Source organism: Afipia birgiae 34632 (assembly GCF_000308295.2).
GTDB lineage: Bacteria > Pseudomonadota > Alphaproteobacteria > Rhizobiales > Xanthobacteraceae > Afipia > Afipia birgiae.
On sequence record NZ_HG326652.1, the window covers coordinates 2,090,476 to 2,105,435 of the forward strand.

Genomic DNA, 14,960 nt, shown 5'->3' on the forward strand with positions numbered 1-14,960 from the left:
GGCTCCGCGTGAAACATACTTCACCCGCAGCGCGTGCTCCGTAAGAGTAAGCACCGGCGCTACGACCAAAATGCGCGTGAACAAACAGAGACACTAGATGGCAGCGCCAAAACCACCCGCGTTCGACACGCTCAGCCTGCATGCTGGCCAGCATCCCGATCCGGTCACCGGCTCGCGAGCCGTTCCGATCCATCAGACGACGTCTTACGTGTTTCAGGACGCGGACCATGCGGCCGCGCTGTTCAATCTGGAACGCGCCGGCCACATCTACACCCGCATTTCCAATCCGACCATTGCGGTGCTTGAGGAACGCCTCGCCGCGCTGGAGAACGGCGTCGGCGCGGTCTGCACCGCGAGTGGTATGGCGGCGATGCATCTGGCCATCGTGACACTTCTCGGCGCCGGCGATCACATCGTGGCCTCGGCCTCGCTTTATGGCGGCACCATCAACCTCCTGACCCACACGCTTCCTCGCTTCGGCATCACCACGACTTTCGTCAAGCCGCGCGACCTCGACGGCATCCGCGCGGCGATCAAGCCAAACACCAAGCTCGTGATCGGCGAGACCATCGGCAATCCCGGCCTCGAAGTGCTCGATATTCCCGCTGTTGCGAAGATCGCGCACGACGCCGGCATCCCGCTTTTGATCGACAACACCTTCGCAACCCCCTACCTCGCCCGCCCGATCGAAATGGGCGCGGATATCGTGATGAACTCGATCACCAAGTGGATCGGCGGTCACGGCATTGCCATTGGTGGCGTCATCGTCGATGGCGGACACTTCGACTGGGAGAAATCCGGCAAGTTCCCGACGCTGACCACACCCTATGCGGGCTATCACGGCATCGTCTTCAGTGAAGAATTCGGGCCGCAGGCCTTCATCATGCGCGCCCGCGCCGAAGGCCTGCGCGATTTCGGCGCCTGCATTTCACCCACCAATGCATTCCAGATCCTGCAAGGCGCGGAGACGCTGCATGTCCGCATGCAGCGTCACGTCGAGAACGCCACTGCCGTGCTGGCTTTCCTCACCGCGAACAAGGCCGTCGAGTGGGTGCTGCATCCTTCGCTCGATAGCCACCCTGACCATGCGCTGGCGAAACAACTGCTGCCGCGCGGAGCAGGCTCGATCATCACCTTCGGCATCAAGGGCGGACGCGATGCCGGACGCAAGTTCATCGAATCGCTCAAACTGGTCAGCCATGTTGCCAATGTCGGGGACGCCAAGACGCTGGTCATCCATCCCGCCAGCACCACGCATCAACAGATGAACGCCGAGCAGTTGAAGGTCGCGGGCATCGGCGAAGAACTGATCCGGCTCTCCATCGGCATCGAAGCCGCCGAGGATATCATCGGCGATCTCGGCCAGGCGCTTCGCTTTTCGCAGAAAGCTTGAGACATGATTCTGACTGTGGACGGTGCCGAGGTCTTCGCAACGACCGGCGGTAAACCTCTCACCCCCGAACTTCCGCTGGTTGTTTTCCTGCACGGCGCCGGTTTCGATCATTCGATGTGGGCGCTGTTCAGCCGATGGTTTTCCCATCACGGCTACAGCGTGCTGGCACCGGATCTTCCGGGGCACGGCCGGTCCAAGGGACAGCCCATTCCATCCATCGCAGCCATGGCGGACTGGACGATCAAGCTGATTGACGCGGCCGGCGCGAAGAAGGCCGGTCTTGTCGGCCATTCAATGGGATCACTGATCGCGCTGGACGCCGCGGCGCGCTATCCCGACAGGATTTCCGCACTCTCATTGATCGGCGTCGGCGGGGCGATGCCCGTGTCCCCTGACCTGCTCAACGCCGCGAAGAATAATAACCACGACGCCATCGACATGGTGTCGATCTGGGGCTTCGGGTTCGCTGCAGGCCTCGGCGGCTCGCAGGCGCCGGGCCTGTGGATGATGGGCGGCGGACAGCGCGTGCTCGAACGCGGAAGGCCCGGTGCGCTTCATAACGATCTCGCTGCCTGCAACGACTACAAGGATGCTCTCGGTGCGGCAATAAAGGTCACGGCGCCGACCACGCTCATTCTTGGCGAACGCGACATGATGACGCCGCTCAAATCGGGCAAACAACTTGCCGCCGCGATTGCGGGATCGACGCCAGTGGTGCTACCGGGCGCAGGCCACATGCTGACAGCAGAACGGCCGGACGATGTCCTGAAAGCACTGATCGCTTCACATGCCTAGATAGATCCGCCGCACTTCCGGATTGGACTTGATGTCGGCCGCCGGGCCGCTCATCACCACCTTGCCGGTTTGCAGTACATACGCACGATCGGAAATCTCCAGACTTTCGGACAGGCGCTGTTCGACTAACAAGACAGTCACGCCGTTGGCGCGGATCTGCTGAACCGCCCGGAAAATCTCATCGACCAGCTTTGGCATGATGCCCTGCGAGGGCTCGTCCAGCATCAACAGGCGCGGCCTTGTCATGAGCGCGCGGGCAATCGCCAACATCTGCTGCTCGCCGCCGGACAGCGTGGCCGCACGCTGCGATAAACGTTCTTCGAGGCGCGGAAACAACTTGAACACGAACTCAAGCGAACTGTCGCGATCCGGGCTGCCGCGATGCAGATAACTACCGAGCCGCAGATTATCTGCGACGCTAAGGCGCGGAAACAGCCGCTTGTTTTCCGGTACGAAGGCCAGCCCCCGCGCAGTGATAAGATGCGCCGGAATGGTATCGATCCGCTCGCCGACGAAATTCACTGAACCGGATTTCGGCTTCTCCATCCCGGCGATCGATTTCAGCAATGTAGATTTACCCGCGCCGTTCGCTCCCGCGACAGTGACGATCTCGCCGGAATCGACATTGATCGAAATATCCGAGATCGCGATCAGGCCGCGATAGGCCGTGGTGAGATTCGCGACATCAAGCAACACGGTGACGATCTCCCAGATAGGCCGCGATCACCTTCTCGTCGCGCACGACTTCCTTCGGCGACCCCTCCGCCAAGACCTTCCCGAGGTGCAGCACCACGGCCCGGTCCACCAGCGGCATCACCACTTCCATCACATGCTCGACCATCACGACGGTGACGCCGGTCTCCCTCACCTTGCGGATCAGATCGACGCCCGCCGCCGCTTCGCTCGGCGTAAGACCGGTCAGCACTTCATCGAGCAGCAGCAGCTTCGGCTCGGTCGCCAATGCACGCGCCACTTCGAGCCGCCGCTTCTGCGGCGGTGTCAGGTCGGCTGCAGACGCATCGGCATGCGCCGCGAGGCCGACATAGTCAAGAACATCGAGCGCCTTCGCGCGGGCCTGCAGAACGCCGGGATGACGCACGAACGCCCCGACCGTGACGTTCTCAACCACCGACATGGAATCGAACGAGCGAGGCACCTGATAGGTCCGCGCGATACCGAGATCACAGCGATCGGCTGCGGGCAGCGGCGTGATATCCCGTCCGTCAAATTCGATAACGCCGAAGGACACCGGAAACGCGCCTGCGATCAGGTTGAACAGCGTCGACTTGCCCGCGCCGTTCGGCCCAATGAGACCAAGAATTTCGCCGCGCTTGACATCGAGATCGATGGAATCATTTGCAACGAGGCCATCGAAACGGCGCGTCACGCTGCGGCAACTGACGAGCGGCTTGTCGGTCATGCCGTCGCCTCGCGTTTGATCGCAGGCTTGATGATGCTGAGAATTCCCTCAGGCCGGGTTAGCGACACGATCATGATAAGGGCGCCGTAGATCACGAGATCGAGGCCGGAGCCCGAGCCTCCGAGATACGAACGCGTCAGTTCGGCCAGCGGAATCAGGATCAACGCGCCGATCGCCGGCCCCCACAGCGAGCCGACGCCGCCTAGCACCGCTGGCAGCGCCATCAATAGCGAGAAGCGGAAGTGCATGACGCTGTCCGGATCGATATACGACACGAACGCCGCGTAGAACCCGCCACCGACGGCCGTGAAGAACGCCGAGATCGCAGCCGCCGCCATCTTGGAATGGAAGATCGTGACGCCGAGGCTCTCCGCTGCCTCCGCGCTGTCCTTCACCGCCCGCCACCAATAGCCCCACTTCGATTCGACAATGGAGAACGTGACCAGCCAGGTGACGGCGAACAGGCCGAGCGCGAAGTAGAAATACGGCGCCTTGTCGCGCGCAAACTGCAACGTCCACCACGAGTCCGGCGTAAACGGCCACTGAATGCCGAGCGCGGCGCCTGCATAGTCCCAGTTGTGGAAGAGCAACAAACCGATTTCGGCGATAACGATCGTTGCGATCGAAAAATAGTGTCCCTTGAGACGGAAGCACGGATAACCCAGCGCCAGCGCGATCAGGGCGGCAATAATCCCGCCCGCAAGAAGTCCGCCCCAGGGCGTGATACCGAACTTCACATACAGAATGCTGGTCGCGTATGCACCAATCCCGAAATACAGCGCGTGCCCCAGGGACACCTGACCGCAGTAACCGCCGAGCAGATTCCAGCTCTGAGAAAGAGCCGCGAATAGCAATGTCAGGATCAGCACGTTCATCATGTAAACGTCACTGACAAACCGCGGCACCAGCGCAATCAGTGCAAACACGACGAACGCGGTGATAAGCTGCCGCCGTCGGCTGGCGACGAACGCAGACATCGATGAGGCGGCAGCGCTCTGGGTCATCACAGCCTCCCGAACAGGCCGCTCGGCCTGACGAACAACACCAGAAGGTAGAGTGAGTACACGCCGACGGATTTCAGCGACGCCGGCAGGATCAGCGTGGTCAGCGCCTCTACCAGCCCGACGATCACGCCTGCGACCAGCGCGCCGAAAATGCTGCCGAAGCCGCCGAGCGCGACCGTCACGTAAGCGATCAACGCAAAGGTGCCGCCGACCTGCGGATGGATATAATAGAAAATCGCCAGCACCGCCCCTGCGATCCCCACCAGCGCGGCGCCAAGCCCCCAGCCGAGTGCGAACACGCGGTTGCGGTCAATGCCTACCAGCGCCACCGCGCCCTGATCCTCGCGCGTCGCCTCGAGCGCCTTGCCGAAATCGGTGCGGGTGATCAGCCAATACAATCCTGCGAACACCGCCAGTGAGACGGCTCCTCCGAAAATCTGCGGCCACGGCAGAAACACACCGCCAAGGTTGAGCGTCTTGCCGCCAAGCCATGTATTGGCGATGTTGCGATAATCCGGTGTGAAAAAGTACTGTGCGAGGCCCTGGATCAGCAGCGCGAGACCGAAGGTCGCGAAAATCTGCACCATGCCGGGATTGGCCTTGGCGCGCATCGCGTAACGAATGATGCCGGCATAGACCGATACGCCCAGTACGAACATCAGCGCCACCACTAACGGCAAGAGCACGACCGGGTCGAGTGTCGTTGCGAGCACCAACCCGAAGGTCGCATACATCGCGAGCATCAGGAACTCGCCATGGGCGAAATTCACCACGTCCATCAAGCCGAAGATCAGCGAAAGACCGACAGCAATCAACGCGTATATCAGCCCCAGCAAGAGGCCACTCGCGATCACCTGTAGAAAGGCCTGCGTTGTCACTGTGCAATCATTCCGTAAAAAGGGGGCGCTGTCCGTCGCCTGCACTAAGTGGACGTTCGAGAAAAAGGGCGCTGCCAGTAATGACAACGCCCGTATGTCTCAGCCATTCATCGGCCATTTCGGCTCGGCGATTGCGGCCTGCGCCGGATAGACGGTGACGAACTTGCCGCCAAGATACTGCAACAGCACCGGATCGGCATCGTCGTTCTGCCCCTCTGGGGTAAACTTGATGCGCTTCCACGGCATGATCGTCTTCTCGCCGGGCGTATCAGTGGCCGCAAGTGCCGCGCGGATCTTGTCGCCTTCGCTGGATTTCGCCCGGTCAATGGCGTCGGCGAGAACCAGAATGGAGGTCAGCTGCCGCGAGGTGTTGTCATTCAGGTCGCGGTTGGCGCGCGCCTTGAACATGTCATTGACCTTGCCGACCGACGGACGCTTGGCCGCAAGATCTAGCGAGAAGCTGGCACGCGAAATCATGCCGTTGAGCTTGTCTCCTACCGCATCGAACGTCGCCTTGTCGGAGAAGCCCGCCGCTTGCGCCAGAATGTTATTCGGCTTGTAGCCGAGCTCATCCATCGTCTTCATCAGAAGAATAGTGTCGGTGGTGTAACTCGACGGCAGCAACACGTCCGGATTGGCGCTCTTGATCTGCTGCACTTCAGCGGTCAGCGAGGGCGAACTGGCGCGGTACTTGATGTCGACAGCAACCTTGTAGCCGCGATCCTGCGCCAGCTTGCGCTGAACGTTGGACGAGTCGGTTCCAAAAATCGTATCCTCGAAGAACAGCCCGACGCTATCGATCTTCTTGCCCTTCTTCTTTAGCGCATCCATGAACTCGAACATGGCGAGCGAGAACATCTCGTCGTGGGCTGCGGGGCGGAAGAAAAACTTCAGGCCGCGGCGATGCAGGCTCGGCGACGAAGAGTCCGCAGCAACATAGGGAATGCCGTAGCGTTCGCAGGACGCGCTGACCGTCGCCGATACGGACGAATGGAACGCACCGCAGATGGCGACCACCTTGTCCTGGGTGATCAGGCGCTCGGCTTCCGCACGGCCCTTCTGCGGATCGCCCTGATGATCGGCAAAGACCAGCTTGATCTTGGCGCCTCCGAGGCCAGCAAGCCCGGCGTTCTTTGCGGTCGGCAAATCGAGATCATGTGCGTTGTTGACGATATCGGCCGCGGTTTCCAGCGCATGGCGTGCGTCCGCGCCGATCTGCGCCGTCGGTCCCGTCAGCGGCCAGATGCAGCCGATCAGGATTTCCTTGCCGGCTTGCGCAAATGCGCGCGTTCCGAGAGTTCCGGCGAGCGACATTGCGACACCGGACAACAGTACTTCACGGCGATTCATCGACAATACTCCCTGGTTTGACGCAGCCTCTTGTCTGGCAAGGCTTTGCGGCTGATCTGGAAACTCACTGGATTGAAAATTGCGAATTGCGAACGTCCGTCACCAGCATGAAGCCCGGCGCGTGGGTGATCGCGAAAGCCGGCCGCGATTGCAGGATGACCGATTGCGGCGTGACTCCGCACGCCCAAAATACCGGCATTTCGTCAGGCTGAATGCTCACTGCGTCGCCATAGTCAGGCTTCGCAATATCCTTGATGCCGATCAGTTCTGGCTTATCGATGTGCACCGGCGCGCCGTGCACCGCCGGGAATCGTGTTGTGATCTGGATTGCGCGGATCGCCTCTTTGGGCTTGAACGGGCGCATCGACACCACCATCGGCCCTTCGAACGGCCCCGCAGACGCGCAGGGGATGTTCGTGCGGTACATCGGGACGTTGCGCTTCTCTTCGATATGGCGAATTTTCAACCCGTCCGCGATCAGCGCTTCCTCGAACGAAAACGAACAGCCGATGACGAAAGCGACAAGGTCGTCCCGCCAGTGCGCCATGATGTCGGTGGGCTCTTCACTCAATTGCCCATCGCGCCAGACCCGATAGCGCGGTACATCCGTGCGGATATCGAGGTCGATGCCGAGCGCAGGAATGCGTGGATCGCCGACATCGGACATGCCGATAATGGGGCACGGCTTGGGATTGAGCTGGCAGAAGCGATGAAACGATGCCGCGAGATCTTCGGGCACAATGGCGAGGTTGCCCTGAACGTAACCAGGCGCAACACCTGCGGTGACATCAACCCTGCCGGAGCGATAGGCGAGCCGCGCGTCCCGGCTTGGCAGACCCGCGCCGGGACTATGAACCGATCGAGACAACTGTTCGGCCGCCGAGAGCATAGGACCCCTCCATTTCTCGTCAAAAAGAGTGGATCATTGCCCCACGATAAAGTCTAGTCGCGTTTTCTTATAAGAAACGATAAGCTGGACTAATAGGTGTGGGGCTACGGCATGGTGGACTTCAAATCGATCGAGACATTTCTCTGGGTGGTGACGCTCGGTAGCTTTGGCGGCGCGGCGCGCAAACTTAACACGACCCAGCCTGCCATCTCACAGCGCATCTCCCAGCTTGAAGCCGAGGTGGGCGTAAAGCTGCTGCAGCGCGACAGCCGTTCCGTCATGCCCACACCAAGCGGACGGCAGATGATGCAATACGCGGAGAAGCTGATCGGACTGCGTTCGGAAATGCTGGCTGCGGTGATGGATCGCACGGCGATGCGTGGCGTTCTCCGTCTCGGTGTTTCCGAAACCATCGTGCACACCTGGCTGCCGAAACTGATCGAGCGCGTCGCCAGCACGCATCCCAATCTCTCGCTGGAAGTTGAAGTCGACATCACGCCCAATCTGCGCGCGCGCCTTCTCGCGCAGGAAATCGACCTCGCCTTTTGTCAGGGACCACTGTCGTTCCCGAATGTGCGCAACCGCGTGCTATGCGACTATCCGATTTCCTTTGTCGCCAGCCCTTCGCTCGGACTTGGCAGTGGCGTATTGACGGTTCACGACCTCGCGCGCTTCGCGATCATCACGTTCGCGCGCAAGACGCAGCCCTATGAAATCGTGCGGTCGCTGTTCAACCGGCCCGACCTGCCCTCGACACGGCTGCACGCAAGTGCCTCCCTTGCGACCGTGATCCGGATGGCGACCGACGGCATCGGAGTCGCAGTGGTCCCGACCGCGATCGTGGAACGCGAGCTGGCGGAAGGCCAGCTCCAGCTGCTGTCCACCGATCTTCAGGTCCCCACACTGACATTTGCCGCGAGCTGGCTTGCATCGCCCGATACGCTGGCCGCTGAACTGGTTGCAGATCTTGCCGTGAAGCTCGCACAAGGCGACGACGATACGGGTATCGCGCATGACATCAGTGCTGCGACGGCGGCTCGTCCGGCACCTCTAGCGCTTCCGTAAACGGGAATTCGAGCACGATCTCACCGGCAGCGTCGGTAACCTCGAGAGATGCCGACAAGAGACTGGGCTCCTTGCCTTCCTCCTGGAGAATCTGCCGGATGGTTGCACGCGCCACACGCCAGGCGTGATCGGGATCGCGCAATTCTGCGCCCTCAGGGTCCGGAATAAGCGTCTCGCCGATTCGGGTGTTGAAGAAATAGCGGGGCATACCTGAAATCTAGGGCTGACACCGCAAACCCACAAGGGCGACCTGCATTTCGGCGCGGCGATATGAGTTGATCTCGGCGAGCCATCTGAGGCCTAAGTGAAGAGGATCAAATGGAATCATGACGTGCACGCCATCATCACCGAACCGCTGTTCTATTTTGTCGCCGTTCCCGCGGTGATCCTGCTGGGGCTGGCCAAGGGCGGCATTTCAGGTCTCGGTATCGCATCGACGCCGTTGCTGGCGCTTTACCTGCCGCCGCTGGAAGCCGCAGCGCTGATCCTGCCAATCCTGATCACACAGGACATGATCTCGATCTACGTCTACCGGCGCGACTGGGATCCGTGGAACCTGAAAGTCATGCTGCCCGGCGCGATTGCCGGTATGGCGCTTGGCTGGCTGCTGGCCTCGCACCTGTCCGACGCCTTCGTCCGCATCATCATCGGTCTCATCGGACTTGCATTCGTTGCCAATACCTGGCTACGCCGCAACAGGATCGGACCGCATCCGGCGACGGCAATCAGCGGTGTGTTCTGGGGTGGCGTCTCCGGATTCACGTCATTCATGACCCAGGGTGGCGGACCACCATTTCAGGTCCATGTCCTGCCGCAACGGCTGCCAAAATTAACGCTGGTCGGCACCACGACCATCTTTTTCGCGGTCGTCAATCTTCTGAAGATCGGGCCCTACTTCGCGTTGGCACAGTTTACGACGAAGAATTTCGCGACGTCACTACTCCTGCTACCAATCGCGGTACTTGCGAACTTCGCAGGCATCTGGCTGGTCCGGAAAACCCCAACTGGATTGTTCTACAGCATCGCCTACGTGCTGCTGTTCATCATCTCGCTGCTGCTACTCTGGCAGGGCGTCGCGGCGCTGGTCTAGATCATCGGCAGGCTGCGCGGCTCGCGGCCAAGCGGAAACACCTTGTCGAGCGCGGCAATATCGCTTTCCGTCAACGTCAGGTTCCCCGCACCGGCATTGTCCCCGGCGTGACCCGACGATGACGCTTTGGGGATCGCAAAGACCGACGGCCAGCGCGTCAGAAATGCGAGTGCTACCTGACGTGGCGTCGCGCCGTACCGGGCGGCGATCTCCTGCAGCACCTTGCCGCCTGCCGACTGTGCACTTGGGAAATCGTCGTGACCGAATGGCGAGTAAGCAACGACCGCGACGCTATGCGCTTCGCACCACGGGATCACCGAATGCTCGATGGCACGTTCGTTCAGATGATACAGCACCTGATTGCAGGCGATGTTCCCCTCGCCCGCGACATCGAAGATCTCCGCAAGATCACCGGCGTCGAAATTGCTCACACCCCATGAGCGGATCTTTCCATCGTTCACCAGTTGTTCAAAAGCTGCGACTGTATCCTCCAGCGGATATGAGCCGCGCCAATGCAACAGGTAGCAATCCAGCCGATCGGTCTTGAGGCGTTTCAGCGAGCGCTCACAGGCCTGCACGGCGCCCTTCCGCGATGCGTTACTCGGCAGCACCTTTGAGACCAGAAACACTTCGTCGCGCCGCCCGGCCATCGCCTCGGCGACAACAAGCTCCGCATCGTCATACATTTCCGCTGTGTCGATATGGGTCATGCCGAGGTCGAGGCCTTTGCGCAGTGCTGCGACAGCCGATGTGCGATTCCCCCGATCGATGTACCAGGTGCCCTGCCCGATGATCGAAACCTGCTTATCCGTCTCGCCGAATGATTTGTGTTTCATGCCAATGAACTCTCAATAACCCGTCATTTCGAGATAGCCGATGCCGCTGTGACTGCCCTTGAAACTGATTGGACCTTCCCAATAGGCGAAACGCGTTCCCATCCAGCTTGTCGCATTCAGCGGCACGCTGTCGATCTTCAGCCCGCGCTCGGGAATGGCGACGGTCCACGATGTCGGCAGTTTGCGGCCGTCGATGTCGGTTGAGCCCGTGGGCGTCATGGTAATGGCCGTCGCGGCAAGCCGCACCGAACGCCCGCTACCGTCAATCCAGTTGCCGGCAAAATAGTTCTGGCCGTCCCTTTGCCGAAGGCGAAACAGCATGACCTTTTCCCCGGAATCGAGATGCAGCGAAAACCAGTCCCACCCCGTCTGATCGGACGCCAGCGGCTGGCTGCTCCATTCGCGGTCCATCCATGCACGGCCTGTGACGGCGACCTGTTTGTCGCCCAGCGCGATCGTGCCCGATGCTGTGAAGTACGGCTGGCTGAAATAATACGACGCCTGCCCGCGCTCCGATTTCCTGCTGAAGCCCTCATCTCCCTGCAATACCAGCGGGCGATCCGCTGCAAGATTTAAGGCGTAACTGAAATCCGAACCAGATGCCGAGACGGCGAGCGGCGCAACGTTCTGTGCGTTAAAGGCCTCTGGTCCGTGCATCTCCCATGAGTCGATCCAGGCGCGAAACGGCATCGCCTCCGCGCCCGCCTGACCGACACCGCCGCGCGCAAATTTCTCCGCATAATAATGAGTGGTTGCGCCGGTGACAGCAGCATGTCCCATCCAGATCTGCTGATTGGCCCAACCGTCCTGCTGCGCTCCGGGGGCTATCGCTTGCCTGAACAGAGTCCATTGCGCGCCCCACTGCGCACCACTGCTGTCTCTCAAGTTCGCAGTGAGATACCACCACTCGATGCGGTAATCCGGATGCGGACCATGATCGCGAGGAAACGCCAACGCCTTGCCCGGCACGACTGCTGCAAATCCCTCGCTCTCGCCGCCCAGTCCAGCAAAGCCCTGCGCGCGCGAGAGACCGCCGCCGAGCGTTGCAAACAGGCCGCCGCCGACGAATGCACGGCGACTGATGGGAATATCAGCGCTCATTGGCGAATATCTTCGCAAGGGCTGCGGGTTGCAGCCGGATCAATCGGATAATCGGCAGGCACGTCGCCAGCAACGCAGCCAGCATGGCAATCGCAAGAAGTTCCAGCAACTGCGTTGGGAAGATATGCAGTGGCAGGCGCCAACCAAATGCCTTGACGTTCACAACCGCCACCAAGCACCACGCCACCAGAATTCCGAGCGGCAGCGCCAGCAGTGCCGTGATGAACGCGACCGACATGGTTTTCAGCAACTCGATCCCCGCAAGCCGTCGCCGCGTCAATCCGAGCGCCCAAAGCGGTGCCAGTTGCGGCAACCTGCTGTTGCTGAGCGTCAGGAGGCTCGTAAGCAACGCGACACCAGCGACACCGAGCGTGAAGGCGTTCAACGCCGACGTCACCGAGAAGGTGCGATTGAAGATGCGGGTGGACTCGGCCTTGAGCGTCGCCTGATCCAGCAGGCGGCTGGAATCGAGCCAGAATTTTTCGCGAATGGCCGCGACGAGTTCAGGCACCTTCGCCGGCATGACGCGCAACCCGAACCGCGTCCGCGCGATCTCCGGCCATCGTTTGGCGAGCGCGTCGATATCGATCCCGATCTGGCCTTTTGGATTGCCGTAGTCGGGATAGATTCCCGCCACCTCGACCTGCCATGGCCCCGTTGCAGCCGGAAGCACCAGGCGATCGCCGAGATTGACTTTGAGCCGTCGCGCCAATTGCTCACTGACCAGCATCCCCTCTCCCGCGCGTACCTTGTCCCAGACGTAAGGCACTGACTCCAGCAACGGCCAGCGCTCGCGATAGGTCGCGTGATCGGCAAAACCCAGAACTTCCACCGGCAGCGTGTCTAGCGTGACGTCGGTGCGCCAAGCTGGCAGAATCGCTTCAACTTCAGACCGCTGACGCAGCCACGCGACGATCTCGGCACCCTGCACGTCGCTGTTTGCGTTCAGGTAAACTTCGGCCGCGAGCCGGTCATCAAGCCAGTTGGTGAACGTCCGCGAGAAACTCTGCACCATCGTGCCGACGCCGACGTTCACCGCGAGCGCAAGCAGCAACGCCATCAGCGCAAGTGACAATCCGGGCAATTGCTGGCGGCTGTCAGCCCAGAACCATTTGACCAGCGGACGGACCGTGCCACGCTGCCCGAAGTTCAGCACCGCACCGAGAAGCACCGGCAACGCCAACGCCGCCGCCAGCAGCAATCCCGCCAACACCAGAAATCCCGATGTGAGGGAATCTCCGAGGTAGAAAACTCCTGCAGCAGCGAGCACGACCGCCAACGCGAGCACGCCTTGCCGCTTTAGCCATCGCTGCTGCTCCTGTTGCCAGGCATAGGGCTGAGCAGCAGCCAGAACCGGAAGACGATAGACGCGATAGAGCCCGGCACCCGCCGCCAGCAGCGCGCCGAGAATGCTCATGCCAAGACCGGACAGCCACCAGCTTGCTTTCAGCGCGAGCTGTCCCGGAACCTGCGCGCCATACAGACCGCGCAGGCTCGCGACGACGTCGGGCAGTAGAAGCGCCGCGACGAGGTAACCGCAGATCAACCCGACAATGCCTGACACAATCGCCAGCGATACGAGTTCAACCACCAGCACCAAGGTGAGCGCACGGGCCGACACGCCGCAGGCGCGCATCGTCCGCAGCATCGGCAGCCGCTGCTCGAACGCAAGCCCGATCGCGGAATGAACGATAAAGAGACCGACGACGAACGACAGTAAGCCGAATGCCGTAAGATTCAGGTGAAAACTGCTGGTGAGTCGCTCAAGGTCGCTCGGCGCGCCCGCTTCCGTCAATCGCAGCTTGTCGCCGACGACCTGCTCAAGCGGCGGCCGTTTGTCACCGCCCTTCCCGCCGACCAAAAGCCGCGACACCTGATCTGGCATTTTGAGAATGCGCTGCGCAATCCCGATATCGACCACGAGAACACCCGGCGCGAGATTATCCTGAACAGCCAGCGGCGGCAGCGATGTCGCGCCGCCGATCACCGGCGATGCCCCCTCAGGCAGCTTCAGGTCGGACAATGTCTCCGGCGCAACCAGCGTTTGTCCCGGCGGCATGAGGAACGTCTGCAAATTCGTCTGGCCAATGTCCGGCGCAGGCCCCGCGCCCGCAGGCAGGGACACGGGTTCAATGCCGAGCAGCCGGAATGCGCGTCCACTGATCAGGATGCGGCCTTCCACCACCGGCGACACCAGCCAGTTGGCGCGGCGCAAATCGACGAAGAGTTGCTGCGGGAACGATGGACTATCGCGGCCGACCAGCATCGCGGTGTTGCCGCCGCCGAATGTCGCCGCGGCGCGGTCATAACTGCTGCGCGCCTGCTGGTTAAGCGCCTGCACCCCGCTCCACAGCGCGGTGGCTGAGATCAATCCGACCAGCAAGGTGGCCAGTTGCATCCGGTGCCGCTTCCAGTAGCTCAACAGACCCACGAGAATCCACAACGGACGCATCATGTGATCCGCCCCGCGGTGAGATGGACCCGCCGGTCGAGTGTCGCGGCGAGCCGCTCGCTGTGCGTCACCATGAGAAATCCGCAGCCTGTGCGCGTGACCAGATCGCGCGCTAGCGCCAGCACATCGTCAGCGGTCTGCTCGTCGAGATTTCCGGTCGGTTCGTCGGCCAGCAGCACCAACGGCTTGATCGCCAGCGCCCGCCCGATCGCCACCCGTTGCTGCTGCCCGCCGGACAGCTGCTCTGGATAGCGGCCGAGCAGCGCGCTCAACCCGAGCCGCCGCACCAACTCGTCCTGCCACACGGGATCATGGCGTCCCGCAATCCGCGCCTGAAATGCGAGGTTGTCGCCAACCTGAAGGCTTGGGATCAGGTTGAACTGCTGGAATACGAGGCCGAGCCGGTCACGCCGCATGGCTGCACGGTCGCTATCGGACAGGTCGGAAACCAGCGCACCGTCGAGCCAGACCTCGCCGCTATCCGCTTTGTCGAGGCCCGCAATCAGATGAAGAAGGGTGCTCTTGCCACTGCCGGATTCGCCGGTGAGCGCCACACTCTCGCCAGCGGCCAGCGCAAGATCGACGCCGCGTAAAACAGCAAGCTGCTCCTCCGACGTCCGATAGGATTTGGTGAGGTTGCGAACCGTCAGCATGATCGTAGCGATCATACACTCCTGCGAAGGGAGC

The 14,960-nt window shown here is 61.4% G+C and carries 15 protein-coding genes; 4 read left to right on the forward strand and 11 right to left on the reverse strand.

Annotation, left to right across the window (positions count from 1 at the left end):
* Positions 1 to 97: 97 nt before the first annotated feature.
* Both BN32_RS09885 and BN32_RS09890 read left to right on the forward strand, forming a co-directional pair.
* Complete coding sequence (locus BN32_RS09885) at positions 98 to 1,393, forward strand: O-acetylhomoserine aminocarboxypropyltransferase (RefSeq protein ID WP_019198019.1); 1,296 nt, start codon at positions 98 to 100, stop codon at positions 1,391 to 1,393.
* A 3-nt stretch (positions 1,394 to 1,396) separates the two neighbouring features.
* The gene (locus BN32_RS09890) at positions 1,397 to 2,188 is read left to right on the forward strand and encodes an alpha/beta fold hydrolase (RefSeq protein WP_019198020.1); all 792 of its coding nucleotides are present in this window, start codon (positions 1,397 to 1,399) and stop codon (positions 2,186 to 2,188) included.
* Here the strand turns inward: BN32_RS09890 and BN32_RS09895 are convergent.
* The 6 genes from BN32_RS09895 to BN32_RS09920 all read right to left on the reverse strand — a co-directional run bounded on the left by BN32_RS09895 (position 2,177) and on the right by BN32_RS09920 (position 7,729).
* The gene (locus tag BN32_RS09895; RefSeq protein ID WP_019198021.1) at positions 2,177 to 2,884 is read right to left on the reverse strand and encodes an ABC transporter ATP-binding protein; all 708 of its coding nucleotides are present in this window, start codon (positions 2,882 to 2,884) and stop codon (positions 2,177 to 2,179) included. The two genes, BN32_RS09890 and BN32_RS09895, sit on opposite strands and share 12 nt — an antisense overlap.
* Positions 2,874 to 3,608, reverse strand: coding sequence for an ABC transporter ATP-binding protein (locus BN32_RS09900; RefSeq protein WP_019198022.1), 735 nt, complete (start codon positions 3,606 to 3,608; stop codon positions 2,874 to 2,876). The genes BN32_RS09895 and BN32_RS09900 overlap by 11 nt, the downstream gene beginning before the upstream one ends.
* Positions 3,605 to 4,612, reverse strand: a complete 1,008-nt coding sequence (locus tag BN32_RS09905; RefSeq protein WP_019198023.1) for a branched-chain amino acid ABC transporter permease — start codon at positions 4,610 to 4,612, stop codon at positions 3,605 to 3,607. The genes BN32_RS09900 and BN32_RS09905 overlap by 4 nt, the downstream gene beginning before the upstream one ends.
* Positions 4,612 to 5,490, reverse strand: a complete 879-nt coding sequence (locus BN32_RS09910; RefSeq protein ID WP_019198024.1) for a branched-chain amino acid ABC transporter permease — start codon at positions 5,488 to 5,490, stop codon at positions 4,612 to 4,614. The genes BN32_RS09905 and BN32_RS09910 overlap by 1 nt, the downstream gene beginning before the upstream one ends.
* A gap of 99 nt (positions 5,491 to 5,589) precedes the next feature.
* Positions 5,590 to 6,840, reverse strand: coding sequence for an ABC transporter substrate-binding protein (locus BN32_RS09915; RefSeq protein ID WP_019198025.1), 1,251 nt, complete (start codon positions 6,838 to 6,840; stop codon positions 5,590 to 5,592).
* Positions 6,841 to 6,904: 64 nt separating this feature from the next.
* A complete protein-coding gene (locus BN32_RS09920; RefSeq protein ID WP_019198026.1) occupies positions 6,905 to 7,729 on the reverse strand; it encodes a putative hydro-lyase in 825 nt (274 codons plus the stop codon).
* Positions 7,730 to 7,840: 111 nt separating this feature from the next.
* On the opposite strand from BN32_RS09920, the gene BN32_RS09925 reads away from it, so the two are divergent.
* Positions 7,841 to 8,794: a LysR family transcriptional regulator gene (locus tag BN32_RS09925; protein WP_019198027.1), complete on the forward strand. Its 954-nt coding sequence runs from the start codon at positions 7,841 to 7,843 to the stop codon at positions 8,792 to 8,794.
* Here BN32_RS09925 and BN32_RS09930 read toward each other — a convergent pair.
* A complete protein-coding gene (locus tag BN32_RS09930; protein ID WP_019198028.1) occupies positions 8,748 to 9,002 on the reverse strand; it encodes a DUF6894 family protein in 255 nt (84 codons plus the stop codon). The two genes, BN32_RS09925 and BN32_RS09930, sit on opposite strands and share 47 nt — an antisense overlap.
* A 123-nt stretch (positions 9,003 to 9,125) precedes the next feature.
* Between BN32_RS09930 and BN32_RS09935 the strand changes: the two genes are divergently transcribed.
* Positions 9,126 to 9,884, forward strand: a complete 759-nt coding sequence (locus BN32_RS09935; protein WP_040426223.1) for a sulfite exporter TauE/SafE family protein — start codon at positions 9,126 to 9,128, stop codon at positions 9,882 to 9,884.
* Here the strand turns inward: BN32_RS09935 and BN32_RS09940 are convergent.
* From BN32_RS09940 to BN32_RS09955, 4 genes are read right to left on the reverse strand one after another with little or no spacing between them, the layout of a single operon-like run.
* Entirely contained in the window at positions 9,881 to 10,720 is an 840-nt protein-coding gene (locus BN32_RS09940; protein ID WP_019198030.1) for an aldo/keto reductase, read from the reverse strand. The genes BN32_RS09935 and BN32_RS09940 overlap by 4 nt on opposite strands.
* A 12-nt stretch (positions 10,721 to 10,732) precedes the next feature.
* A complete protein-coding gene (locus BN32_RS09945) occupies positions 10,733 to 11,821 on the reverse strand; it encodes a lipocalin-like domain-containing protein (protein ID WP_019198031.1) in 1,089 nt (362 codons plus the stop codon).
* Positions 11,811 to 14,276, reverse strand: a complete 2,466-nt coding sequence (locus BN32_RS09950; protein ID WP_019198032.1) for an ABC transporter permease — start codon at positions 14,274 to 14,276, stop codon at positions 11,811 to 11,813. Before BN32_RS09950 ends, BN32_RS09945 begins: the two co-directional genes overlap by 11 nt.
* Positions 14,273 to 14,941: an ABC transporter ATP-binding protein gene (locus BN32_RS09955; RefSeq protein WP_019198033.1), complete on the reverse strand. Its 669-nt coding sequence runs from the start codon at positions 14,939 to 14,941 to the stop codon at positions 14,273 to 14,275. Before BN32_RS09955 ends, BN32_RS09950 begins: the two co-directional genes overlap by 4 nt.
* Positions 14,942 to 14,960 lie beyond the last annotated feature (19 nt).

Bases quoted from the DNA above. Each gene is read 5' to 3' on its own strand.
- BN32_RS09885 (WP_019198019.1), top strand. From the start codon at position 98: ATGGCAGCGCCAAAACCACCCGCGTTCGACACGCTCAGCCTGCATGCT.
- BN32_RS09890 (WP_019198020.1), top strand. From the start codon at position 1,397: ATGATTCTGACTGTGGACGGTGCCGAGGTCTTCGCAACGACCGGCGGT.
- BN32_RS09900 (WP_019198022.1), bottom strand. From the start codon at position 3,608: ATGACCGACAAGCCGCTCGTCAGTTGCCGCAGCGTGACGCGCCGTTTC.
- BN32_RS09905 (WP_019198023.1), bottom strand. From the start codon at position 4,612: ATGACCCAGAGCGCTGCCGCCTCATCGATGTCTGCGTTCGTCGCCAGC.
- BN32_RS09915 (WP_019198025.1), bottom strand. From the start codon at position 6,840: ATGAATCGCCGTGAAGTACTGTTGTCCGGTGTCGCAATGTCGCTCGCC.
- BN32_RS09920 (WP_019198026.1), bottom strand. From the start codon at position 7,729: ATGCTCTCGGCGGCCGAACAGTTGTCTCGATCGGTTCATAGTCCCGGC.
- BN32_RS09925 (WP_019198027.1), top strand. From the start codon at position 7,841: ATGGTGGACTTCAAATCGATCGAGACATTTCTCTGGGTGGTGACGCTC.
- BN32_RS09930 (WP_019198028.1), bottom strand. From the start codon at position 9,002: ATGCCCCGCTATTTCTTCAACACCCGAATCGGCGAGACGCTTATTCCG.
- BN32_RS09940 (WP_019198030.1), bottom strand. From the start codon at position 10,720: ATGAAACACAAATCATTCGGCGAGACGGATAAGCAGGTTTCGATCATC.
- BN32_RS09945 (WP_019198031.1), bottom strand. From the start codon at position 11,821: ATGAGCGCTGATATTCCCATCAGTCGCCGTGCATTCGTCGGCGGCGGC.
- BN32_RS09950 (WP_019198032.1), bottom strand. From the start codon at position 14,276: ATGATGCGTCCGTTGTGGATTCTCGTGGGTCTGTTGAGCTACTGGAAG.
- BN32_RS09955 (WP_019198033.1), bottom strand. From the start codon at position 14,941: ATGATCGCTACGATCATGCTGACGGTTCGCAACCTCACCAAATCCTAT.